Source organism: Haloarcula sp. H-GB4 (assembly GCF_030848575.1).
GTDB lineage: Archaea > Halobacteriota > Halobacteria > Halobacteriales > Haloarculaceae > Haloarcula.
The window spans coordinates 700256-722362 of record NZ_JAVDDX010000002.1 but is presented as its reverse complement, the minus strand read 5'-3'; the positions used below and the strand labels follow the sequence as shown (position 1 = coordinate 722362).

At 61.6% G+C, this 22107-nt stretch carries 24 protein-coding genes and 2 pseudogenes; 10 read left to right on the top strand and 16 right to left on the bottom strand.

All coding sequences use genetic code 11. From position 1 onward, the window contains the following. Window positions 1-25: 25 nt before the first annotated feature. Together RBH20_RS12170 and RBH20_RS12165 are read left to right on the top strand one after the other, a co-directional pair. Window positions 26-1972, top strand: a complete 1947-nt coding sequence (locus RBH20_RS12170) for an aldehyde ferredoxin oxidoreductase family protein (RefSeq protein ID WP_306708919.1) — start codon at window positions 26-28, stop codon at window positions 1970-1972. A gap of 36 nt (window positions 1973-2008) precedes the next feature. Next, window positions 2009-2374: a hypothetical protein gene (locus RBH20_RS12165; RefSeq protein ID WP_306708917.1), complete on the top strand. Its 366-nt coding sequence runs from the start codon at window positions 2009-2011 to the stop codon at window positions 2372-2374. A 13-nt stretch (window positions 2375-2387) separates the two neighbouring features. On the opposite strand, the gene RBH20_RS12160 is transcribed toward RBH20_RS12165, so the two are convergent. From RBH20_RS12160 to RBH20_RS12150, 3 genes are all read right to left on the bottom strand, one after another. Then, window positions 2388-2756 carry a hypothetical protein gene (locus tag RBH20_RS12160; protein WP_306708915.1) on the bottom strand — a complete coding sequence of 123 codons (369 nt, stop codon included), beginning with the start codon at window positions 2754-2756 and terminating at the stop codon, window positions 2388-2390. A 10-nt stretch (window positions 2757-2766) separates the two neighbouring features. After that, window positions 2767-3021, bottom strand: a complete 255-nt coding sequence (locus RBH20_RS12155; protein WP_306708913.1) for a hypothetical protein — start codon at window positions 3019-3021, stop codon at window positions 2767-2769. 103 nt (window positions 3022-3124) lie between these two features. Then, window positions 3125-3493: a hypothetical protein gene (locus RBH20_RS12150; protein WP_306708911.1), complete on the bottom strand. Its 369-nt coding sequence runs from the start codon at window positions 3491-3493 to the stop codon at window positions 3125-3127. Between the two features lie 90 nt (window positions 3494-3583). Here RBH20_RS12150 and RBH20_RS12145 point away from each other — a divergent pair, with 90 nt between their 5' ends. Then, window positions 3584-3985, top strand: a complete 402-nt coding sequence (locus tag RBH20_RS12145; RefSeq protein ID WP_306708909.1) for a MoaD/ThiS family protein — start codon at window positions 3584-3586, stop codon at window positions 3983-3985. Between the two features lie 25 nt (window positions 3986-4010). Here RBH20_RS12145 and RBH20_RS12140 read toward each other — a convergent pair whose 3' ends face one another. Continuing rightward, window positions 4011-4283 (bottom strand): ubiquitin-like small modifier protein 1, encoded by a 273-nt coding sequence (locus RBH20_RS12140; RefSeq protein ID WP_306708906.1) that lies wholly within the window; start codon window positions 4281-4283, stop codon window positions 4011-4013. 164 nt (window positions 4284-4447) lie between these two features. On the opposite strand from RBH20_RS12140, the gene RBH20_RS12135 reads away from it, so the two are divergent. Beyond that, on the top strand, window positions 4448-5410 hold the full coding sequence (locus RBH20_RS12135; protein WP_306708904.1) for a C-terminal binding protein: 963 nt from the start codon (window positions 4448-4450) through the stop codon (window positions 5408-5410). Between the two features lie 65 nt (window positions 5411-5475). On the opposite strand, the gene RBH20_RS12130 is transcribed toward RBH20_RS12135, so the two are convergent. Next, entirely contained in the window at window positions 5476-5877 is a 402-nt protein-coding gene (locus RBH20_RS12130) for a hypothetical protein (protein ID WP_306708902.1), read from the bottom strand. Between the two features lie 95 nt (window positions 5878-5972). Here RBH20_RS12130 and RBH20_RS12125 point away from each other — a divergent pair, with 95 nt between their 5' ends. Both RBH20_RS12125 and RBH20_RS12120 read left to right on the top strand, forming a co-directional pair. Next, window positions 5973-6758 (top strand): helix-turn-helix domain-containing protein, encoded by a 786-nt coding sequence (locus RBH20_RS12125; protein WP_306708900.1) that lies wholly within the window; start codon window positions 5973-5975, stop codon window positions 6756-6758. Window positions 6759-6995: 237 nt separating this feature from the next. After that, window positions 6996-8015, top strand: a complete 1020-nt coding sequence (locus tag RBH20_RS12120) for a transcription initiation factor IIB family protein (protein ID WP_306708898.1) — start codon at window positions 6996-6998, stop codon at window positions 8013-8015. Window positions 8016-8038: 23 nt separating this feature from the next. On the opposite strand, the gene RBH20_RS12115 is transcribed toward RBH20_RS12120, so the two are convergent. The 4 genes from RBH20_RS12115 to RBH20_RS12100 all read right to left on the bottom strand — a co-directional run bounded on the left by RBH20_RS12115 (window position 8039) and on the right by RBH20_RS12100 (window position 10966). Next, window positions 8039-8833 (bottom strand): HpcH/HpaI aldolase/citrate lyase family protein, encoded by a 795-nt coding sequence (locus RBH20_RS12115; protein ID WP_306708896.1) that lies wholly within the window; start codon window positions 8831-8833, stop codon window positions 8039-8041. A 79-nt stretch (window positions 8834-8912) separates the two neighbouring features. Next, the gene (locus tag RBH20_RS12110; protein WP_306708894.1) at window positions 8913-9239 is read right to left on the bottom strand and encodes a cupin domain-containing protein; all 327 of its coding nucleotides are present in this window, start codon (window positions 9237-9239) and stop codon (window positions 8913-8915) included. A gap of 111 nt (window positions 9240-9350) precedes the next feature. Next, window positions 9351-10082: a class I SAM-dependent methyltransferase gene (locus RBH20_RS12105; RefSeq protein ID WP_373567965.1), complete on the bottom strand. Its 732-nt coding sequence runs from the start codon at window positions 10080-10082 to the stop codon at window positions 9351-9353. Further along, complete coding sequence (locus tag RBH20_RS12100) at window positions 10082-10966, bottom strand: aldo/keto reductase (RefSeq protein ID WP_306708892.1); 885 nt, start codon at window positions 10964-10966, stop codon at window positions 10082-10084. The genes RBH20_RS12105 and RBH20_RS12100 overlap by 1 nt, the downstream gene beginning before the upstream one ends. A 125-nt stretch (window positions 10967-11091) precedes the next feature. On the opposite strand from RBH20_RS12100, the gene RBH20_RS12095 reads away from it, so the two are divergent. After that, on the top strand, window positions 11092-12051 hold the full coding sequence (locus RBH20_RS12095; protein WP_306708890.1) for a S49 family peptidase: 960 nt from the start codon (window positions 11092-11094) through the stop codon (window positions 12049-12051). Beyond that, the gene (locus tag RBH20_RS12090; protein WP_306708888.1) at window positions 12044-13093 is read left to right on the top strand and encodes a DUF4350 domain-containing protein; all 1050 of its coding nucleotides are present in this window, start codon (window positions 12044-12046) and stop codon (window positions 13091-13093) included. Before RBH20_RS12095 ends, RBH20_RS12090 begins: the two co-directional genes overlap by 8 nt. A 29-nt stretch (window positions 13094-13122) precedes the next feature. On the opposite strand, the gene RBH20_RS12085 is transcribed toward RBH20_RS12090, so the two are convergent. After that, complete coding sequence (locus RBH20_RS12085; protein WP_306708886.1) at window positions 13123-13437, bottom strand: hypothetical protein; 315 nt, start codon at window positions 13435-13437, stop codon at window positions 13123-13125. A gap of 276 nt (window positions 13438-13713) precedes the next feature. Between RBH20_RS12085 and RBH20_RS12080 the strand changes: the two genes are divergently transcribed. After that, on the top strand, window positions 13714-16062 hold the full coding sequence (locus tag RBH20_RS12080; RefSeq protein WP_306708884.1) for a PAS domain S-box protein: 2349 nt from the start codon (window positions 13714-13716) through the stop codon (window positions 16060-16062). 150 nt (window positions 16063-16212) lie between these two features. Here the strand turns inward: RBH20_RS12080 and RBH20_RS12075 are convergent. The 3 genes and pseudogenes from RBH20_RS12075 to RBH20_RS12070 form a co-directional block, all read right to left on the bottom strand. Beyond that, a pseudogene (locus RBH20_RS12075) lies at window positions 16213-16496 on the bottom strand (ATP-binding cassette domain-containing protein); the annotation flags it as partial. Between the two features lie 65 nt (window positions 16497-16561). After that, window positions 16562-16719, bottom strand: a pseudogene (locus RBH20_RS21350) (ABC transporter ATP-binding protein); the annotation flags it as partial. A gap of 166 nt (window positions 16720-16885) precedes the next feature. Next, complete coding sequence (locus RBH20_RS12070) at window positions 16886-17794, bottom strand: serine/threonine-protein kinase RIO2 (RefSeq protein ID WP_306708882.1); 909 nt, start codon at window positions 17792-17794, stop codon at window positions 16886-16888. An 834-nt stretch (window positions 17795-18628) separates the two neighbouring features. On the opposite strand from RBH20_RS12070, the gene RBH20_RS12065 reads away from it, so the two are divergent. Beyond that, on the top strand, window positions 18629-19861 hold the full coding sequence (locus tag RBH20_RS12065; protein ID WP_306710448.1) for a DolP-mannose mannosyltransferase: 1233 nt from the start codon (window positions 18629-18631) through the stop codon (window positions 19859-19861). Between the two features lie 4 nt (window positions 19862-19865). On the opposite strand, the gene RBH20_RS12060 is transcribed toward RBH20_RS12065, so the two are convergent. From RBH20_RS12060 to msrA, 3 genes are all read right to left on the bottom strand, one after another. Then, entirely contained in the window at window positions 19866-21050 is a 1185-nt protein-coding gene (locus tag RBH20_RS12060; RefSeq protein WP_306708880.1) for an AI-2E family transporter, read from the bottom strand. Between the two features lie 103 nt (window positions 21051-21153). Continuing rightward, window positions 21154-21573 (bottom strand): thioesterase family protein, encoded by a 420-nt coding sequence (locus RBH20_RS12055; RefSeq protein WP_306708878.1) that lies wholly within the window; start codon window positions 21571-21573, stop codon window positions 21154-21156. Further along, the gene (gene msrA, locus RBH20_RS12050) at window positions 21570-22094 is read right to left on the bottom strand and encodes a peptide-methionine (S)-S-oxide reductase MsrA (protein WP_306708876.1); all 525 of its coding nucleotides are present in this window, start codon (window positions 22092-22094) and stop codon (window positions 21570-21572) included. Before msrA ends, RBH20_RS12055 begins: the two co-directional genes overlap by 4 nt. Between the last annotated feature and the right edge of the window lie 13 nt (window positions 22095-22107).

Sequence of the window (22107 nt, the reverse complement as noted above, 5' to 3'; positions counted from 1 at the left end):
CGCGGCCGGAGAGTCACGTATTACCATGACAGACCTTGGTGGCTTTCAGGACCACGTGGCACGAATCGACCTTGGGGACGGTGACGTAGCCTACGAAGGTATCGACGAGGAAGACGCAAAGAAGTATATCGGCGCACGCGGGCTCGGCGTGAAATACGTCTTCGACCAGGGGCCGGACGTTGATCCGCTTGGGCCGGAGAACCTGCTAGCGTTCATGAACGGGCCGCTGACGGGAACACAGGTGACGATGAGCGGCCGTATCGCCATCTGTACGAAGTCGCCGCTGACGGGGACCGTCACTGATTCCCACCACGGCGGCTGGTCCGGGGCGCGACTGAAGTGGTCGGGTTTCGACGGACTGCTGTTCGAAGGGCAGGCCGACGAGCCGGTGTATGCACTCGTCGAAGACGGCGAGGTGGAACTGCGCGACGCATCCCACCTCTGGGGGCAGGGCGTCCACGACACCATCGATGACCTCGAAGAAGAGATCGAGGGCGGCTCGCTGGGCAAGAACCTTTCGGTGATGGCCATCGGCCAAGGTGGTGAGAACGAGGTCAAATACGCCTGTATCGTCAACGAGGACGACCGCGCGTCGGGTCGCGGTGGCACCGGCTGTGTGATGGGCAACAAGAACGTCAAAGCCGTCGTCGTCAAGTCCAGCACGCGGATGCCCAAGCCGAAGGATCAGGAGACGTTCCAAGAGGGCCACAAACAGGCGATGCAGGTCATCCAGGAGTCCGACGTGACCGCGCCCAACGAGGGCGGCCTCTCGATGTATGGGACCAACGTCCTGATGAATCCCACCGAGGAGATGGACGGTCTCCCGACGAAAAACGGGAAGTACTCGTCGACGCGAGCGTACTCGGACGCGGAGGGCGATGGCGAGCGCATCATCGACTCAGAGAACGTCTCGGGCGAAAACGTCCGGGAGAACATCCTGGTCGACGAGCCGACCTGTCACTCCTGTCCGGTCGCCTGCAAGAAGGAGGTCGAGGTGCAGGCGATGCACAAGGGCGAGGAGATGAACGTCCGCACCGAATCCTACGAGTACGAGTCCGCGTGGGCGCTCGGTCCGAACTCCGGCCACGTCGAACGCGACAAGATTGCGGTGATGCTCGACCGGTGTAACGACGTCGGCGTCGACACCATCGATGTTGGCAACACCATGGCAATGACGATGGAGATGACCGAGGAGGGGAAACTAGACGAACTCGACGACGGCCTGGACTGGGGCGACGCCGACACGATGATCGACATGATCGAGATGATCGCCCACCGCGAGACGGAACTCGCGGACCATCTCGCCGAGGGGCCGGACCACCTTGCCGAGGAGTTCGACGCCCACACCAACTCCCTCGCGGTCAAAGGGCAGACGATGGCCGCCTACGACCCACGCTGTATGAAGGGGATGGCAATCGGGTACGCGACCTCAAACCGCGGGGCGTGTCACCTGCGCGGCTACACGCCGGCAGCCGAAATTCTCGGTATCCCGGAGAAGGTTGACCCGCGAGAGTGGGAGGGCAAAGGCGAGCTGTGTGCCACCTTCCAGGACCTCCACGCTATCAGCGACTCCTTCGACATCTGCAAGTTCAACGCCTTCGCAGAGGGGATTGAGGAGTACGTCCTGCAGTACAACGGCATGACCGGGCTGGACGTGAGCGAGGAGGAACTGATGGAGGCCGGCGAGCGCGTCTACAATCTTGAACGATACTACAACAACCTCGCGGGCTTCGACGGGTCCGACGACGACCTGCCAAACCGGTTCGTAGAGGGCGACGAGCACGCGATGCCGGCCCAGGGCGGTTCCGAGGGCGAACTCGCGGAGCTCTCGAAGATGAAAGACGAGTACTACGAGGTGCGTGACTGGGAGAACGGCGTCGTTCCCGATGAGAAACTCGATGAACTGGGAATCGACATCGGCCCCGGAACCGGCGTCAGCTCCGGCGGCGCAGCGGCACCGAGCGACGACTGAGACAGCCCCGGCCGCCGAACACATTTCACTTCTCTAATGCGCAAGGAAGATATCGACGACTTCGAATTCCAGGTAGAGTCCCGACTGACCAGCCACGGCGTGTACGTTACCGACTTCGCCGACGAGGGCGATACGTACCGGCTCACGTACGAGTCGATTTCGGCCGACGAGGCGGCTGTCATTCCTCACCGAGAGATCGGCCGCGTCGTCAACGTCTTCCGGGACCTGCATGCCGATGACTGGTCTGGGGTCGACATCGAGGCGACGGTAACGGACCTCGAGGACACCGAACTCGGCGAGTGGTCGGTCGACAGCGAGTGGATCGACGAGCTCGAAAACGGCGACCTCTCGGAGACGGCGTTCTCCCAGCGCGTGCTGGAGACGATTACAGTGCGGAACTGACCGCCAGCACGTCTTATGGGTCGGAGCTGACCGCCAGCACGGCCCTGATTTCCAGCGTCGTCTCGAACTCCTCGCTTCTGTCCAGCCGCCGCCCGTCGCGCTCGAACTGGGCGGCGTGGGCCCGCCGAACCGCGTCCTGTTCGCGGTCGCTCAGTCCGAGCTCTGTGCCGATACTGTGCCAGTGGCCTGACTCCGCACAGACGTAATCGGCCTCTCTGGGGCCGCTGATGCGTTCGTATTCCCTGTCGTAGGTCTCCCGGTTCTCCTGAAGATACGTCTGAACCTGTCCGAGTAGGTCGGGCAATTTGTCGAGCGGGACGCTGGCTCGCGTGCCGGCCAACAGGACGATCTGTCCCTCAATTGGGTACGATGAATCAGCCATCGCGTCCCGGTCAGCCGCCCGCTCGCATCGCCTTCTGTGCGAACTTCTCGATAAGCGGCTCCAGCGTCTCGGGGTCGCCGTTGAACTCGATAGTCACCTCGTTGAGCTGGAGACTCGGGCCGATGGCGACTTTCTCCTCTGAAAGTGTCGCCGCCCACCCGTCGCCTTTGACAGTCGCCTCGTCGCGTTGCTCGCCGCCGAGGTTCTCCAGATACCCGATAGCGGCTCGAACCGAGATGCCGCGAAAACTCCGTTCACGCTCCATTGTGTGGTCGTTACGGGTGCGGTCGTCTAAACCTATCGCCGGTCCGGCGTCCGTTCGCCACACCCGCGCTATCCCGAGGTGTCTCTCTGCCGGACATGACGGTCTACCCCGGCCGAATACCGTCGTCGACGATGCGGGCGTTGCGCTCGCGGTTGATGCGCTCGTCTAGGTCTGCGTGGTCGTAAATCTGAGCGATGACGGCGGCGTGGAGGTCGCGCCAGGCCATCGCGTAGATGGGTGACTGGCCCCAGGCCCGGAGTTCGACGACGTACTCATCGTAGGCCTCCCACCGACTCTCGAACTGCTCGATGTGGTCAACGACGGCACTGGCCGGCTCCTCGGAATTGAGGGCGGCGTTGAGTTCTCGCTCCCAGCCACCCACAGCCTGTTCCATGTCGCGTTTCGTGTCCTCGCTGTCCGGCGGCAGCGACTCGACAATCCCGGACGGAATCCCCAGTTCGATACTGTCCATACCGCCACACATGGTTCGCGGCCAATAAACCCCAGCGATGGCGAACATGTTCGTCTCTACTGATTTGTGGTAGCGGGGTGTAGTGCACGCATGAGCAGTGAGACAGTAGAGCGACAGTCGTCGGCACCGGACCTGACGACTGTCGAGGTCAGGTGCACCGGCCACGTTCGCCGGGTCGTCGGCGAACCGTCGCTGTCATACACGTTCGAAGGAGACACGCTGCGTGACTTCCTTGATGCGTTCTTCCAAGAGTACGACGTGAGCGATATGCTCATCGCGGAAACCGAAGACGATGCCACCACCGAGGGCTGGGCCCCGGAGATGGCGGAACTGCCGGGTGACTGGGCGAAAAACCCCGAAGGTGAACAGACCAGGTGCTACGCGCGAGTGGCGGTCAACGGCGAGTTCAACGAACATCTTGACGGACTGGACACGGAACTGGAAGCCGGCGACCGCATCGGGTTGCTGTACCCGTTCATCTTCTGTTGCTGATTCGGGCAACTGACTGTCACAAGAATCACCCCCCAGCAACTGGCGGGAACACGCTGAGTTCGTCCCCATCTTCCAGTGCGGTCTCAAGTCCGTCAAGATGGGCGATGTCCCTTCCGTTCCGAAGAATCGTCAGGTACTCTCGCAGTTCCCCGTCCTCAAATAGGTCCATCTCGGTGAACTCTTCGGAGAGCTGTTGGAGCACGTCGCCCGCCTGCAGGTCCGTTTCGTACTCGCGGTGAACCGTTTTCTGTCCGACGGCTTCCCGGAAGTTGGCGAAAAACCGCAGCTCGATTTGCATACCGCTGGATTGGCGGTCGAGCGGCTTAAATCACAGCGCTCGACACGCGTGGCTCGAACGAACAACACATTCACCTGTTATATTCTATCTATCATGGACCTCGAATTCCTATTCGATGGGAACGACTTCGACCCGTTTTAGCGTCCCAGTCCATGACTCAGTGTATGGAACGTGTGGTCGCAAGCGATGACCCGATGATAGATGTCGATCGACTGCGAGCGGAACTCGACGCTGATGTCGTCGTCGCGGAGACAGACGACGAGGACGCGATTCGGAATGCTGCCGCCGGGGCATTGGGCCTCGTCGTGGACGTGAACACGCCGGTCACTGCCGCGGTACTCGACGCGCTGGACGACCTCAAAATCGTCGCGAGAGCGGGCGTCGGTATCGACAACATCGACGTGTCCGCGGCGGCAGACAACGGCGTGACCGTCACGAACGTCCCTGAGTACTGTACCGACGAGGTCGCTACCCACACGGTGACGCTACTGCTCGACTGTATTCGGACGCTCACGGCCTACGACCGCGACGTTCGCGACGGTGGCTGGGGCTGGGAGCGGACCCGCCCGGTACATCGCGTCCGCGGCCAGACGCTGGGTCTCGTCTCCTTCGGCCCCATCGCACGGCGAGTGCGCGACCAGATGCGGGGCTTTGACCTCGATGTGATTGCGTACGATCCCTACGTCGACGCCGAGGAGATGGCCGACGCCGATGTCGAGAAGGTCACGCTAGAGACGCTGTACGATCGGGCCGACTACGTCTCCCTCCACGCGCCGCTGACCGGGGAGACGGCGGAGATGATAGACGCCGATGCCCTCGCGGCGATGCGTGAGCAGGCGATTCTGGTCAACACCGGCCGTGGCGGCCTCATTGACGAAGCGGCGCTCCGGACGGCGCTGGAGGACGGAACGATTGGGGCCGCCGGTCTCGACGTACTGGCCGAGGAACCGCCGACGGCTGACCACCCGCTGGTCGGCCTAGACAACTGTATTGTCACACCGCATGCGGCGTGGTACTCCGAGGAGGCCCGCGACGACCTGAACGCCGCCGTTGCGGCGAACGTCAGGGCCGTACTGGCCGACGAGACGCCACCGAACCGTATCGATCCGGAGACGGACTGGCTATAAATATACGGCCGGGTTTGCCCGCTAACACCGTCGAAACGGCTGTCGGCGAGTGGCGTTACCTCAACTCAGCATCTGAGGAACTCCCGACGCTGGTCGCCGAGAGCGCTCTGGCCGGTCCCTGCCGTCTTGATATCCCGAACGAGGTTCGAGAGGTACGCCCGGACGCCGGGGTCACAGGTGCCGAACCCTCTGGCCTGGCAGTAATCACACCAGAGCGCGACCGGTAACAGCGGGGCCGCGAACAGTCCGGACAGCGTGACGCCCAGCTGGAACGGGTGGCCAGCCGGAACAGCGAGCCACGCAGCGGCCACGACTGCCCAGAACACCACCCCGTAGACGACGGTGTGTCGCCAGTTGTGCGTCGGTAGTTCATATCCGCGAATGCGCGACGACGAGTCATCCGGTGTGTCGCCAGTGGCCGCACTGCCGGACGCGTCGCCAGTAGATGGAGAGACAGAACACGACATATCCTTTCGAAAGCGCCCTTGGATAATGACGGCTGGTTTGGCATACGCCGAACGAGACAATGCGTATAAGCCACTCGACACGCAACGGGGTGTATATGCGAGAGTTCATCTTCACTATCGACTACGAGCGGAACGTCGACCCCGTCATGGACGTGTTCATCGACTACCCGGAGACACACTCCCGGACGATCGCGTGCAACGTCACACGAGACGGGATGTGGCGGCTCGAACGCGTCGCCGGCCCGGAGACTGCCCTTGAACAACTGGATGACGTGTACGACGATCCCGTCCAGTGCACCGAGTGTATCGGGACCCGTAACTGCAAGACGGACTGGACGTACGAGGTCATCGGCTCGGACCCAGGCGCTCGGACGGTGTACAGCTACCGGTCGGAAGCCGGCGACTGTCACTCGATTCCACGACTGGCTATCGACCACGTCGGCCGTGGCGTTCTCGTCGAGACTGAGCGCCGTGGGAGTCGGTGTGAGTGGCGGCTCCTCCTCTGTAGCGACGCCGGGGTCGACGGCCTGTTCGATGAGATGAAATCCGAACTCCGGGAGGGGCTCACCGTCGAGTTCCGTCAGCTCAGTTCACCCTCGTACTGGGTTGATGAGGCCGTGACGCTGGCAGAGCTTCCGCCGGAACAGCAGGCTGCCGTTGAGGCCGCTGTCGAACACGGCTACTACCGGACGCCCCGGGACACCTCGCTCACTGACCTCGCAGAGACGCTCGACGTGTCGCGGTCGACGCTCCAGTACCGCCTCCAGCGGGCCGAAGCGTGGATCGTCCGGTCGTTCGTCACGCGGTCGATGGGGCCGGTCCAGGCCGACGAAGACGTCGCAGAGGGTGGACGCCTCCGTATCGGTCGCTCGGGCGTGTAGTCGACGATATCGTATCTGGCATCGGAATCGGGCCGAACTGTACTACCTGTATACCGCCGCGTCGAAGCTCAGAACGGGGTGACAGCAGGAGTGGAGTCGTGCGTCGTGGTGCGCCAAATGTGACATATAGCTACCATTTCTCCGAAGTTCGGCATATGCCAAACAAGGCGTCATGGGGGATGAACCCCTATAATTGGGTACGACCGCGGGCGTCCTACGCGCTCGCAGAGGCACACTATGACGACACGCAGCATCTATTCCCCCGACGAACGCGATGAGAGTGCGGACGAACAGGCCGAGTCCGAGGCGAGCGCTGGCCACGCCTGCCCGGACTGTGGCGGGAGCCTCATTACCGATGACAGTCGTGGCGAGACCGTCTGCGAGTCGTGTGGCCTCGTTGTTGACGAGGACGAGATCGACCACGGGCCGGAGTGGCGCGCCTTCGACAGTCAAGAGCGTGACAACAAGCGCCGGGTCGGTGCGCCGACGACAGAGATGAAACACGACAAGGGCCTTTCGACCAATATCGGTTGGCAGGACAAGGACGCATACGGCAACTCCCTGTCGACGCGCCAGCGCGAGAAGATGCAGCGCCTGCGCACCTGGGACGAGCGATTCCGCACCCGCGACCACGCCGAGCGCAACCTCAAGCAGGCCCTTGGCGAGATCGACCGGATGGGGAGTGCCCTCGGTGTCCCTGAAAGCGCCCGTGAGACAGCCAGCGTTATCTACCGCCGCGCGCTCGACGAGGGGATGCTACCCGGCCGCTCCATCGAAGGGATGGCGACCGCCGCGCTGTACGCCGCCGTCAGGCAGGCGAACCTTCCCCAGACCCTCGACGACATGGCCGTCGTCAGCCGTGTCGACGAGATGGAGTTCACCCGCGCGTACCGCTATCTCAACCGCGAACTCTCCCTGCAGGTCGGCCCGCCGGACCCCGCAACCTACCTCAGTAAGTTCGTCTCCAAGCTTGACGCAGACGACGATCTCGAACGCCAGGCCCGCGCCCTCATCGAAGCGGGGAAGGAAGCAAACGTCCACAGCGGCAAAAGCCCAGTCGGCCTCGCCGCCGCGGCTATCTACGCCGCCGGCCTGCTACTCGGCGAAGAGATGACCCAAGAGACCGTCAGCGAGGCTACTGACATCAGCACCGTGACCATCCGCGAGCGCTACCGCGAACTGCTGGAAGCCGAGTCGGAACTCGACGACAGCGCCGTCGACGCGACGAGCGGTACCGAATCCGGCGCGAGCGCCTGAACCGTCACGAACCTGCTTTTCGTTTAGCCCCGCTGACCCTCGAAATCTTCTAGCCACCCGCGAACGACGCTCTCTATCGCGCCAGTCGTACTTCCGACGTTCAGTATCTGGTATCCCGACTCGGCTTTCTCGTTCACGTCGTCCATCCCGAAGCCGAGGCCGCCGACGGTGACGTCTGCTTCCACCGCCACCGAGCGGACCGTCTCCACCGCGTCCTGTACCTCGGGATGGTCGATTTCGCCGGGGTGGCCCAGCGACACCGACAGGTCGAACGGCCCAATGAATACGAAGCCGAGGTCGGGTACGTCCAGAATCGCATCGATGTTCTCGACCGCTTCCTTCGTCTCGATTGTAGTCCCGACCAGTGTCTCCGTGTCCGAGGCTTCGACGTAGTTTTCGCCGAGCCCCCAGCGGCGCGCTCGGGGCGCGGCGAGCCCTCGGTCGCCGGGGTCGCCGTCGTACCGGAACCGCCCCGACTTGACCGCTTCGCGCACCTCGTCGGCAGTTTCGACCCGCGGCAGGAAGACGTTCTTGACACCCAGATCCAGCGCCTTCCGCACTAACGTTGGGGACGTGTCTGGCAGGCGGACCAGTAGCTCCGTCCCGGTGCCGTCAGCCGCCCGTAGGAGATTCTCGACGGTCGCCGCGTCCCACGGGTCCGGCCCCCCGTGCTCGAAGTCGAGCCAAACGAAGTCGACGCCGAGGTCGCCGTAAAACTCGACCAGCGTCGGGCTGTAGGCGTTGTCGAGGACACCAAGCGCGACGCCACCGCTGTCGACTGTACTGCGGAGCCCGTTGGTCGGCAGTGGTTCTGCCATATCAGATGCGTGCTGTGCGATACCAATAAACGTGGTGCGGAAACGGTTGGCCGGCACCGTCCCGTCGACGGTCACACGCCTACTGTCCCGGCAGCGGACAGAGACTCGCAGTCAGAACAGCCACCTCGTCGGTGTGGTTGTGCGCGCCGTGGGCCTGCCCGCGCTCGTTCAGGACGACGCCCGGCGCGGCGATGGTTTCCTCGGTGTCGTCCTGCTGGACCGTCACTTCGCCCTGGACCACGTGGAACACGTTTGTCGCGCCGTCGTGCTCGTGGGGGTCAACTGTCGCATCCGGCCCCAGCGCGAATGCCTTCACCAGCACGTCGTCGGTTACTGCCAGTTCTCCGTCGATAACTTCGCCCGCTGCCGGTTCGGCGTCGAACGCTGCCAATCTATCGAGTGACATACCGGCACGTAGGCCGGCGCGTCCTTAGCCGTTCGGCTGCTGGGAAAACCTGTATCTGTCTGTGTGGTTGCGTGCGCTGTTCGGACTCGCCTCGTGAGACACCCACACGACTCACACATCTGCCAGCCGGAACGCGAGACTGTACATCGTCCCGGTTCGCTCGGAGCCGATACCTGCGATCAACTCTTCAGCCATCGCAGTCAGGGGCTCCCCGAGCAAATCCGGAAGCGCCGCGGCGTACTCGCGTACCACCTCCGCGTGGGCATCCAGATGGGCCTCGGTCCACGGGACCGGGTTCAGCAGCGTCTTCCGTCGTTCGACAGTCCAGCCCCCAACGGCGAAGACGGCGGCCAGCACGGCGGGCGGGTAGAATGTTAGCGCCGGCCGGCCATCGACCACTTGGGCGGCGGCGTTTTCCAGTGTGAACAGTCGATTGACAGCCGCGTCGGCGGGCGGCACCGCGTAGTCGTCGACGACGAGGCGGCTGTCGGGCCTTGCAACCCGCGTCAGTTCGGTCGCGACGGCGTCCAGTTCAATCGGCGGCAGGACGTTACACAGTCCGTGGGCGGTGACAAAGTCGATGCTGTCGGTGGCAAGCGGCGTCGCCCGGAGGTCAGCCTCGACCACGGCTAGTCGGTCGGCGTTTCCGTCGCCGACGCGGTTCCGGACTGTCGTGGCGTGGTCTGCGTCGTTCGTCACCGCGTACACCCGCTCCGCGCCCGCGGCCAGCAGTCCTGCCGTCGTATTACCGACGCCGGCCCCCGCCTCAAGACAGACTCGACCCTCGACTTGCTGGTCGGTGAGTGCCGCTGTCACCGTCTCCGGAACGTCCCCGGTCACAATCAGTGGTGCAGTTGCTCGGGCACCGGACTGTCATCATGCCGCGCTTCCTCGATGAGTGCGCGCTGGCGCGCCTCGTCCATCCCCTCGGAGCGACCGGCGGCGTCGAGCACCATTGCCACGAGCTTCGGGTCGCCGGGGCTGACAACGGTATCGAGGCCCTGTGCGGCGGCGAAATCGAACCGCTCGCGGATGGCCTCCGGTGTGTCGACCGGCTCGTACCAGTTCGCGTACGGGCGGTCGGCCTCGGCCAGTTTGTCGGTCGACGGCCACGACCCCTTCGCGAACGCCTTGATACCCAGCGTGCCGATACCCTCCGCCTCACAGCGTTCCAGCACGGCCTCGTAGTCGTACTCGTCATCGTCCTTGCCAGCAACGACGGGGTTCAGCGGGAACATCACCGTCTCCAGGTCGTCGATGCGGTCGATGGCGTCGAGGATGAGCCCGGGGTTGCCGTGGCTCGTCAGCCCGATGTGGTCTATCTTCCCCGCCGCCTTCGCCTCGCGTATCGCGTCGAGTGCGCCGCCGTCGGCGGTGATCGTGTCCAGTTCGTCCTCATACTCCAAGCCGTGGATCTGGTAGAGGTCGATAGTGTCGATGCCGAGACGGTCCAGCGACCGGTCGATTTTCCGCGCAGCCCCCTCGTACTCTCGTTTTTGGGTCTTACAGCCCAGAAAGATGTCGTCGCGGTACTGTCGGAGCTTCGGCCCCAGCTTTAGCTCCGCGTCGCCGTAGGTCGGTGCTACGTCGAAGTGGTTGACGCCGTGGTCCAACACGAGTTCGACCAGCTGGTTCGCACCGTCCTGTTCGAGCCAGTTGAGTGCGATCGAGCCGAACGTCAGCACCGTGCTCTCCTGTCCAGTATCGCCCAGCGCTCGGGTCTCCATACCGGCTGCACGCTCCGGATACCAATAACGTTAGTCGCTGCCGTCGCAGTCAACCTGGATGCCAGACTGCGACGGGGCGCGCCGACCGGGGTTTATTACTCTCTCAGTCCGAACGCGATGTATAGATGTTTGGGAGAGACCAACTTTTCTCCGCGATGACGGCGTCATACGTGATCGCAGTCACGCTCGCCCTCGTCATCGCCGCGATATTCGCGCCGGTCATCTGGAACGGCGTGCCAAGCGGTGGTGACGACGACCCGAGCGTCGCCGTCATCACCCTTCGCGGCGGCACAACCGACGCTAACGTCAACGCCGTCAAGCAGGACCTCCGTGAGGCACGAACCAACGAATCAATCGAGGCAGTCGTCCTCCGGGTCGACAGCCCCGGCGGCCCGGTCGACTCAAGCGAGGAGTTCTACCTCGCTGTGAACCGGACTGCCAGTGAGATGCCTGTCGTCGCCTACGTCGAGGGCACGGCCGCTTCGGGTGGGTACTACGGCATCACACCAGCCGACGAGATCGTGGTCAAGCCGAGTTCGAACGTCGGCAGCATCGGCGTCATCGTTCAGGCCCCGCTGAGTCTTATCGAGCAGGTGGAAAAGCAGGGCGAGACGTTCATCCGTTCGGGACCGGACAAGGCCCAGATAAGCAAAGACAGCCTCCGCGAGGACATCGAGGTGCTCCAGCGCTCGTTCGTCGGAACGGTCATGCGTCACCGGGGCGAGCAACTGACCGTCTCCCGCGAGGAAGTCGCCAACGGGGGCACGTATCTCGGCGCACAGGCGACTCAGAACGGCTTTGCCGACCGGATCGGCGACACTGAACTGGCTATCGAGCGGGCCGCGGCACTCTCAGACGACATCGAGGGCGACGGGTACGATGTGGTGTATCAGGGCAGTGGCGGTGCCGAATTCAACGTCATCATCGTCCCTGCCGGCGCTGAAACTGTTCAGGGCGCGAACAACGTGACGTATCTCGTCCATCCCGACGACAGTGAGACGACCTTCCGGGAACCGGTGAAGTACTACGCCGTCTGGGGCATCCCCGCAGAAGATAACAACGCAACGGTGATTCGCAATGACTGAGGGCCGTATCGTCAAGCCGCTCGCCGTGTTTATCGTCGTTCTTGTAGTGATACTGGGCGGTACGTTCCTTCTCGCAGTCGCCAGTCCGGGGTCATCGGGGCCGCCCGATGGCCAGTCTATCGACGGGCAATCGCCGTCACAGTACCAGCCCGACGCTGTCAATGCGCCTGTCGACCCCGAAGAAGGTGAGATATCGGTCGACTCCGAGGGAAGTGACAAGCGAATACTCGTCGATACGAGCCACGGTAATCAGGTGTCTGAATCCAAGCTCGAACCGATTACCGAGGCGGTGTTCGAGGCGGGCCACACAGTTGAGTACGGCACCGCCGGTACTGATTCGTTCGCCGATTCGCTGGGCCAGTATGACGGTGTACTCATCGTCCAGCCGCTCGGCAGCTACTCCCCGACGGAACGCGAAGCGCTACAGGAGTACACGGACGACGGCGGCCGTGTTGTCGTCCTCGCCGAACCGACACAGACCCGCCTTTCGACCGGCTTCACCCAGTCGACAACGACGGTCTCGTTCGGAGCCAACAACGCCACCAAGCGTTACGGTATCCGGATGGGTGCCGAACAGCTGTACAACGTCGACGACACAGCCAACGACAACAACTTCAAAGCGATCTACGCGTCACCGAGCGACGACGGTGAACTGACTGACGGTGTGGAGACGATTACGTTCGACACCGCCGGCTATGCGGTGGTGAACGGTGACGCCGAAACGAAGTTCACCGCTGCCGAGGGTACCCGGACGCTGGAGACGCGGCGTACTGGAACATACGCGACGGTCGTCCGCAACGACAACATGGTGTTCGTCACTGACTCGACGTTCATCAGTAGTTCCGAGATATACGACGCCGACAATGAGGTGTTCCTCGGAAATCTCCTTTCGTTCCTGCTCGATGGCGAGGCGCCTGACCCGGATGGTAGCGCGACCTCGGATGTCGGATTCGGGACTGGTGACAGTGCTTCCACCCCGACGGAAGCACCACCGGAATCGACCCCCGGTCCGACGCCCGCACCCACCCCGAGCGGGTCCTGACCCGGCTCACTCGGTCCCTGCTCGCGGGACTACCGCTCGCTGATACTGACCGTCGTCTCGCTGTACAGGCCACGCTCGGCAGCGTCGGCCACACTCAGCCCTGCGCCGATAGTGTACTCCCCGGTCGATGCAGGCTCCCACTCATCGTCACTGACTCGGAACATCCGGTCCCACCGTCGCCTCAACCGCTTTCGTTCACCGCGGTCAAACCGGAGGCTGCCGTCCTCACTGGGCACGTTATCGATGAGGGACGCCTTGGGCACTCCGGTGACGTACCACGTCCACGGCCGCGGCGAGTTTGTCGGTAGCGGTATCGGCACCGAAAGCGTGTTCTGCATCGTCACGATAACGGCACCTCGGTTCCCGCCGGATACGACCTCTGCGGGACCTTGATATCGGCCGACACCCCGCGATAGCGGAGCCACGTCGGCACCAGCAGGCTACTCTAGGCCCTACCGTTCGGCTGTTCCGTTGTGTCCGGTCACTCTACAAAATAGATAGCTGTGGTGTGTCGTAGGTGGCTGCTCCCGTGGTCTGTAGTCATTCCACGAAGTGTGCGACACACAGCCAAACTCCCTAAGTGGCCGGCCCTCTGATATGTCAGCAAGCTACTGCTCCCGATGACATCCACACGCGACGCGATTCGGCTGTTGCACGTCGATGATGAGCCGGACTTCGCGGAGACGGCTGCCGCATTCCTTGAGCGCGAGAACAACCGTCTCCGCGTTGAAACGGCGTCAGACGCGGAAGCCGCGCTAGAACGGCTCGAAGCGTCGACGTTTGACTGTATTGTGTCGGATTACGATATGCCCGGGCGCAACGGCATCGAGTTCCTCGAAGCCGTCCGCGAGGAGTATCCTGAACTCCCGCTCATCCTGTTCACTGGAAAAGGAAGCGAGGAGGTCGCGAGTGACGCCATCTCAACCGGTGTCACCGACTATCTGCAGAAGGAGGTCGGGACAGACCAGTACACATTGCTGGCCAATCGGGTTCAGAACGCAGTGGAAGCGAGACAGACGGCGACCGAGGCCGAGCGACGGCGGCATCGGCTCGAACAGATCCTCAAGACGGTCCCGTCGTGTGTTGTGCAACTCGACCGCGACGGCCAGTTTGTCTTCGCCAACCAGCGCGCTGTCGACGTTCTCGGTCTGTCACAATCGGAATTACAAGACCGGACGTATAACGACCCGGAGTGGCAAATACGCGATCTCGACGGTACCCCGATACCGGACTCGGAGCTTCCGTTTCGGCAGGTGCTCGAAACCGGCCAGCCCCTATCCGATGCCCGGCATACGATCCACTGGCCGGACGGTACGGAGAAGGTACTCTCGGTGAACAGCGCACCGCTGTTCGACGACGACGGGGCTGTCGAAAGTGTGGTCTGTACGCTGACGGATATCACCGACAAGCGAGACCGGAAACGCGACTTACAGGAAACTGAGCGGCGACTGCAGTTGGCTCTCGAGGCCAGCAAAACGGGTGTCTGGGAGTGGGACTACGAGACAGACGAGGTCGCGTGGAGCGACACGCTCGGACGACTCATGGGCTTCGAACCCGGCGAGTTCGGCGGGACGCTGTCGGCCGTATTCGACCTGATCCATCCGGAGGACCGCGCCGAAGTTCGTGAAAAGATAGAGCGGGCAGTCGAAACGGGCGACATCTACGACGGGGAGTTCCGGATGATCGACGCTGACGGCAACGTGCAGTGGGGCTCTGTTCGGGGACAACCCATCGAAGACGACGGCAGTACACTGATGCTCGGCGTCCATCACGACATCACCAAGCACAAGCAACGTGAGCGCGACCTACGGATCATAGAGCGGCGACTTGAGGCGATTCTGGAAAACACCACGACCCCGATGTTTATGAAAGACGACGAAGGGCGGTACCTCTTCGTCAACCACGGCTATCGGGAGATGACTGGACGCACTGATGCGGAAATCGTTGGCCGTACCGACTTCGAGTTGTACCCCAAAGAGACAGCCGAGGCGGTGCGGGCAAACGACCGTGCCGTCCTGCACACTGGGCAGCCGCTAGAGGTTGAGGAGCGTATCGTTATTGATGGCGAGGCACAACAATACCTCACGACCAAGGTTCCAATATATGACACGGGTGAGCGGTCTGACCCGGATAACCCGGTCGCCGTGTTCGGCGTCGCAAGTGATATTACCGACATCCGCAAGCAAGAGCAGGAGCTACAGCGTGAACGCGACCGGCTTGCGGAGTTCGCTAGCGTCGTCAGCCACGACCTTCGCAGCCCTCTGAGCGTCGCACAGGGGCGGCTAGAACTCACCCGAACAACCGGTGATGAGAGCCATCTGGAAGGAATCGAGACTGCACTCGACCGGATGGAACGCATCATCGATGACGTGTTGCTCTTGGCTCGCCAGGGCCGGGACATCCAGGAGACAGCACCGGTCTCGCTCCATGACGCGGTCGCGGATGCCTGGGAGATGGTGTCTCAGGACGCAGCGGACGGGACGCTCGTCTTCGCCGACACTGACAAACGAGACGTAACGATTACCGCCGACCGGCCGCGCCTGTTGCAACTGCTTGAGAACCTGCTCCGGAACAGTGTCGAACACGGCTCCACACGCAGTCCGATGGGGTCCGACAACAGTGTGAAGCAAGAGTCAGCAGAGCCGCGTTCACAGGCACACACAAACGCAGACCACGGCACAGCGAGCAGCCAGACGAAGTCTGTGGACGCCACCGACGGGAGCGGGGGCGTGAACATCACTATCGGTGCCATGAAAGAGGGCTTTTATGTGACCGATGACGGTCCCGGCATCCCGGAAGACGAGCGTGAGACCCTGTTCGAGGCTGGCTACTCTACTTCCGAGGACGGCTCCGGGTTCGGGCTGGCGATCGTTGACCGCATCGCAGAGGCCCACGGCTGGTCGGTCGACGTGGCAGAGAGCGCTGACGGCGGCGCACGCTTCGAGATTACCGGTATCGAATTCGAGTAGTAGAGGGGTCACACAGCGGACCACTGTACTGGTATCCTGTCAGAGACTCCTGCCCCGTGTGGACGTATCCGGATGGTCGTCATCGTACAGCAGGCCGGCGATTTGGTGGTCGTCACCGATATCGAACGGCGCAGGTGTCCTTTCGGAGTGCCGCAGGCGGTCGTTTGAGGTACCTGTCAGGTCTTCCCTTGTCGCGAACGGAGTCGGCTGTGGGTTCGATGAACCGCAGCAGCGTCTGGGCGAGCGTGGCCTTGCCATAGCTAGATTCGCCGACGACACCCAGTGTCTCGCCGGGGTAGAGTCCAAATCGACGCTATCTAGCGCTTTCACTTCCTGGCTCCGGCCCAGCAGGGTGTCGTCGATGGTCCTGCCGGACTCGTATACTTCGTGAAGTTTTCGACCTGTAGGATCGGGCTATCGGCTGTCTTAGCCATTCTGCTGGCCCTCAGTATCGTCGTCCGCGTCGTCGTCCTGGCCCAGCAGGTCTGTATCGAGGCTGACCGGTCGGATGGCCGTTGTCAGGGTCGACCAGCAGTGGTTCCTTGCGCGTACAGGCCTCTTCGGCGAAGGGACGGTGCAGGTAGAAGCTACACCCGAAAAAACTTCGACGAGGTCCAGCATCGTCCCGGGAATCGTCTTAAGACGGTCCTGCCGGTCCTTGCTACCGGCAAAGACTCGCCTTCGTCCCGCTGTCCCGAATCGACCCGGCCAGTGCGGTTTGGCTGGTTTGATATTGCAGTATACGGTTTATTCAAGCAACGATCGGCTCAACTCCGATTCGTCTGTGGACCGCCAGAGAACGGTATTAGCGGCTAGAATGCCGTTATCCAGTAAATTCGGTAATAGAACCGAACGCGTCGGTCGCCAGCCCTTCGGCGACTGCGTCCCTGTCTACGTTGTTGATTTCCTGCGGGTATTTTCGCTCGAAGTAGCTCACGATGTTCTCGACATCGCGAGTTAGCAGTTCCCGGGCGTTTTCGTGGTCGGTTGGGACGGCCTGAGGCCAGTCGAAGACGACGACGCCCTCGTTCGTGACGAAGACGTTGTACTCGCTCATGTCTGCGTGGACGTACCCCTCGCGATAGGCCGTCTGCATCTCCTTGAGCACGAGATCCAGAATCGGCAGTACCTGTTCCGGTTCGAGTTTCGTTCGGGAGAGTTCGACGCCGTCTATCTTCTCCATGACAATCGCATGGCGGTTCGTATCTATGGGCTGTGGGACTGATACGTCTGGATACAGCGTTTCGAGGGCATCGTACTCCCGCTCGGCGGCCTTCCGGGCGGTGTAGAGCCAGGAGACGTGGTCACGGTCGGCGGTGTACTCTCGCTCTTTCATCACTTCGCGGAAATTGGTGTACCCTTCGCGGTGGTATTTCAGCGCTACTGGTTTGTACGATTGGGCCTCGTACACGTCGCTTTCCTTGCCGACACCCAGCGGCGACCCAACTCCCTCGATAGTGTCGCGCTCGGCAAAAGTATGCAGCGCAAGCGTATCGTACCCTTCAAAAGTGAGCTTGAACCCCTCGTACTGGATGGTCTTTCGTTCGACCAGTCCCCGGTCCGCACACCGGTCAAGCCGGTAGTCGACATCTTCCGTCGTCAGCCGGGAGAACTCGGTCAACTTCTCACGGGCGACGTACTCCGAGAACCGCATCCCCTGTTCGACGCCAGAGAGCAGATGGAAGTCCTCGGGTTCCAGCTCCGCCATCACTGAAGCCACGTTCTGGACCATTAGCGTTCTCTACTGGGCCAACTGGTAAAAGGCCGACGCGTTCGGCGGATGGTCTCAATAAATTAGTAACCGCTATACCAAATTCTATTTCGTACTCGCCGCTGTCGGTGTCCCATCAGCACTGTCGCTGGACCGAGCGAGACCTGTTCTGTATCCTATCCGGTGTGTTCCGGGCGGCCGCTCCGTCTCGATCCGCGTTTCAAGCACAGTCCAGCGCTGTCGTGTACAGTCAAAAACCAAGAGACAGCGCGCTCGTAATCCATCGGAGGTCTGTGGTGGAGAAACCAACTCCAATATTAGGTACCGTATACTCCGATACGGGATTTGCTTTCGGTGTTCGCACCGAAACAGTGCCTGAGACAGTACCACGCCGAGTAGGGAACAGTTTAATCCACATGAGTACACAGTTGCGTAGTGATACCATATGCCGGAAATTACTGCTGTACTACCGTCTCTGTGGCTCAGACTACGGCCGAGTACTCACGAAAACGGGTTCTGAATAGTTGCAGCCACCTCATCAGATGATGTGTCTCTGCAAGGATCGGTGAGTTACACACCAGTCTACAAATAGGCGCCTAACTCCGGTGACTGTACATGTAATGCAAACGGCATCTCCCCTCCGCGACGGTATCTGTTCTAAATTAGTCTCTACTTTTGATCACCTGAACACAAACGTCTCGTGTGAGCAGACGAAACAAAGACCAACTCAGGGGTCTACTTCGTTCGCTTGCCCTCCACCCCCACGATAGACGACTCGCGTTTCCAGTGCTGTTCGCCGTCGGCACACAGCTGTACTTTGTCCTGACAGTCACTCTCAGTTCTCGCCGACCGCCGATGGCACCCGACGCCGGTATCTTCGAGCATCTCGGCTGGTATCTGACACGCGGCGGTCGGCTGTACGTCGACGCCTGGGAACCGAAGTTGCCACTGTCCTACGAGACGACCGGGATACTGGCATTGCTATCCGGCGGCGATATGTACCGCCTCCACCTGCTCAGTGTGGTGCTGATGAGCGGTGCGGTGTGTGCAATCGTCGGACTCGTTGTGATACTCGTCTACGACGTCACTGGCGATGATATCGTTGCGCCGCTGGCTGGTCTCTCGATGTTCCTGTTGCCGGGGTTTGCCGTCCGTCCGGCGTATGGGTTCAAAGCCAAATATCTCCTCGTACTCTGTGGGTTACTGGCGATATATCTGTACACGCGTGGCTACCCGGCATTGAGCGGTGTGGCTGCGGCAGCCAGCGTGGGATACTGGCAGGCCGGGGTCATCTTCCCGCTGATTGTGGTCGGTCTCGCAGTCCAGCGGCGCGACATGCGGGAGTTTGAGCGTGTCGTTGCCGGCGGCCTCGGTTTTACTATCGTCATGTTACTGCCGGTGTTTCTCCTCTGGCATTCGGCCTCGGAGATGGTCGTCCAGGTCTTTCTCGTCCCACTGCAAACGGAGGAACACGCGTCGTTGCTCGCTCGACTCGTCGCCAGTGTCGTCCACTTCAAGTGGGCGTCACCGTTCGTCTTGCTCGGTGGACTCGGCCTCGTTCACACTGCTCGACACTGTTTCACTGGTAATGACGATGGTGTCGGACGCACCGAATGGTGGATTCCGGTTGGCGCGGCGTGGTTCGCGTTTCTGATACTGTTCGTTGATTTCGAGACTGGTGGCTACACCGACCTCATTCCGGGGCTTGCGTTCGTCGCAGTCGGCCTCGGGATGGTTGCGACGGTGCTTCGCGACCGGCAACAGACACAGTATCTCGGCGCCACTCTTGCGCTGGTCCTCGTTGTGAACGTCGCCTTTCTTGGTAGCGTCGGCATTATCTTCACGCCCGTCGAGACACCGGGCCCAGAACCGATGTCAGATCTCGAAACTCATGATCTCCCGACAGCATATGACGCAGCCGAACCAGTACCCGACGTCCGGTACATCTACTGGCAACAGGTAGAGCCATCGACGTGTCACTACCGCCTCTCAGTGATGGAGCTACGGTGGCTCGATCGAACCGGCTCCTCGGTAGACAGTCGCTGTCTCGACTTCGGGACCGCCAGCGCCCGACTCGGGAACGGGTAGCCAGTTACGACTCCGCGGAGTCGTATTCCGAGAGTGACGTTTGCGTCGTTTCGACTGAGCCCGTAATGATGTAGGGAACGATAATCCGGAAGAACTGCGCGGCGAGGACCAGTAGGATCGGACCCAGGAAGATGCCGTAGAAGCCAAACGCGATGGGGCCAAGGATGTACGCGAACATCAACAGGCCGACGTGGGTCAGGTCGCCGCTGACGTACGGGCGAATCAGGAAATCCGGGATGGTGTCGACGACGACCAGTGTGACCACAAGGAAGAGGGCAACCCAGGCCAGGGCCGCCGTCTGTCCTGTGACAACCGCGGAGACCGCAAGCAGTGCAGCCACAGGGAGGTAGACGATTTTCATCCCAACCACGGGAATGAGGCTGCCGATGCCGGTGAGTGCGCCGACGAGTGGTGCAAACGGAATCTGTACTGAGCCGGGAGCGACCAGATTGTACAGCGAGAACACGAAAATTCCGATGACGCCGGTCACCAGTGCGTTTAGGATGTTCCCGAAGAGAATCGAGGACAGTTCCTCGTCGACTGCCGCCGCGTACTTGCGAAGAACACCCGACCCGTCGAAGGTGTCGAGGAACCAGCCGACAAGCCGTGGTCCGTCGGTAAGCAGGTAGTACGTTCCAGCAAACATGATGAACACGCGAAGCAGTAGCGACGTGAGCAGACTCACCGAGCCGATGAGTGTATCAGAGACACGTCCCAGCCACGACTGGACTGTCTCGTTTCGCAACAGGTCGACCACCTCGGCCGGCCCCATTGCCAGCACCTCTGAGAAACCAAGGTTGGCGAGCGGTCCCGGCGGCGAGTCACCCTGAAGCTCCTGAAACTGTGAGAGGTACGCCGCGCCCAGGCCACCCTCGCCGAAGAACGACTGTAACTCGGGAATAACGAGGACGATCGTGTAGCCGACCAGAAGCACAAACGGCAATAGGAAGAAGAAAATCGTGGCTGCCGCATGGACCTGCTTTTGGTATGGGACGGCCCGATTCAGGAATGAATCGGGCAGCGGGAGCCGCCCGAGCCGTCGATAAATGGGTCGGCTGGCGTAGTATAGAAAGACCGTAAACACGAGTGTTGGAAGGAACTCGGACAAGACGAGCCCGACCACGAGGAGGAGTGCTACGCCCGCGATGGTAAGGAGGACGCGCCGTCCGAGGTCGGTACTGTATTCCATATGCTTTCAGTACAACATCTGGATAAAAAATAAAACCACCGGTCGGCTCGATGTTTCCTAAATTGGACGGAGCAAAATGGGTGGTTCTCGCTAGCGGGTGCGGCTACAGCCCCTCGAACGTCGTGATCGCCTCGCGCCAGTCGTCGGGAATCGGGCGTGAGGATTCCGTGTCGCGATCGTATGTGACGACGGTTGTTTCCCCGGTCGCAGCCACACCATTTTCGGTCCGGACCTCGTACTCGAAGGGGAAGCTCTTCTCACCCAGACGTGGAACCCGGACGGCAACGGCGACTGAGTCACTGATCTGGACCGGCTGGATGTAATCGACTTCGAGGTTCGCGATGACCATACCGGTGCCCGACTCGCTGCCCGAGAGCAGCGCTTCGCCACAGTCGACCACGTCGTGCAGGTAGTCGATTCGGGCTTCCTCGAAGTAGGTCGCATACGTCGCGTTGTTGACGTGGCCGTACGTGTCGATATCAGTGTACCGGACCTCGACTTCCGTCGTGTACTCGAAGCTCATGCCAGCAGTTCCGCGTGTTTCTCTTTGAGCTTCTCGATTTTCGGCGGGATAGTCAACTGACAGTAGCTCTGGTCCGGATTCTTCTCGAAGTAGTTCTGATGATACTCCTCGGCGGGATAGAACGTCTCCAGCGGTTCGACTTCGGTGACGATGTCGCTGTCGTAGCCCGGCTCTATTTCCTCGATGAGGGCTTCGACGGTTTCGCGCTGGGCCTCGTCGTGGTAGAACACAGCCGAGCGATACTGCGTGCCAACGTCGTTACCTTCCCGGTCTTTCGTCGTCGGGGTATGCGTGGTGAAATGGACCGCAAGGAGGTCCTCGTAGCTCACCTCGTCCGGGTCGTACGTAATCTGGATACACTCGGCGTGGCCCGTTTCCCCGCGGCAGACCGCCTCGTAGCTGGGGTCGGCGACGTGGCCGCCGGCGTAGCCCGAGACCACATCGGTCACGCCGTCGATCTGCTTGAACACCGATTCCGTACACCAGAAGCAGCCGCCCGCGAGTGTCGCTTGTTCAGTCATCATCGGTCGTACG